1 protein-coding gene is annotated in these 1,057 nt (G+C 31.4%); it reads right to left on the reverse strand.

The window, feature by feature from the left end; all coding sequences use genetic code 11:
• Positions 1-53: 53 nt before the first annotated feature.
• On the reverse strand, positions 54-1,057 hold a 1,004-nt coding region (locus JMY01_RS14000), incomplete at its 5' end, for a hypothetical protein (protein WP_201577722.1).

Consider the following 1,057-nt stretch of genomic DNA (forward strand, 5'->3'; position numbering starts at 1 on the left):
TTTTAGTAAAAGAACCAGCTTTAAATTTGTAGCTAATCATAATACCATCTAATTTAGGCAGTATTTGGCCTATGAAATCTGTATTCTGGATGAAATACTACTCGTTCAATTTTACTAGGGTCACTACAGTATTGAGTTTCGATAAGGTGACTTTTACCAACTCCAGGAGCACCATAAAGCAATATATTTTTGCCGCTCATATTTTTAGATATAGTGTAATTAGCATTGTCAGAACGAACCATGTTTTGACTGTCAACAGTGTTGTCAAGGCTATCTACTTCATAAAGACTTTTAGTGGAACCTAGAAAATCAAGGTATATGTTGGGATCTAAAGTATACTCTTTTAATTTTCTCTCAAAGTTAACAACCTTTTGAGTAACTTCTACAAGTTTTTCTAGGTTTAATTTTATTTTATTATTTTCTATATGTAAATTTTCAAGATATGGGATAACACTCAGTAAGTGATTAAAGTTATTAGATTTATCAATGTATTCTTGTAGTTTATTTTCTAATTCACTGTCATCTGAGTCTCTATATAATTTAATTAATAATAATGTGTCCAAAAAGTCAGTATATTGTTTAGTGGTCACTATGAAAGTTCTGTACTCAGTTATAGAAACTTCGTGGGTACCTGTTGCGATACCAAGCTCTAAAAGTATCTTATAAAGTAATAAAATAGGATGTAAGCGAAACTCACTACGAGCTTTCCCAGATGCAGATTCACGATCAATAGAGGAGCTTAAATAAATTTTTTCAATTTGGCGATTAACAATATCTTGATAAGATCTAGTATTTTCGAACTCTCCTTTGCAACGATTAGTAATCTCTGTAAAGGTTGCTGTAGGCTCTTTTTCTGATGCTAGTCTTGCATGAGAAACTAAACCGTAATACTCTCCAACATTTGTTATTCTTGTACCGCTAGACAATGTTATACCTTTTGAGGATAGCCTCTTATTCTCTTCATTAATTTCCTTATTAACAAAGTCCTCTATTTCTTTTGGGGTAGTGAAACCATTTTCCTTGGCTAGTTTTATTCTTGAAATAATATAACAAACAT

It is taken from the genome of Psychrobacter sp. H8-1, from assembly GCF_904846575.1.
Taxonomy (GTDB): domain Bacteria; phylum Pseudomonadota; class Gammaproteobacteria; order Pseudomonadales; family Moraxellaceae; genus Psychrobacter; species Psychrobacter fulvigenes.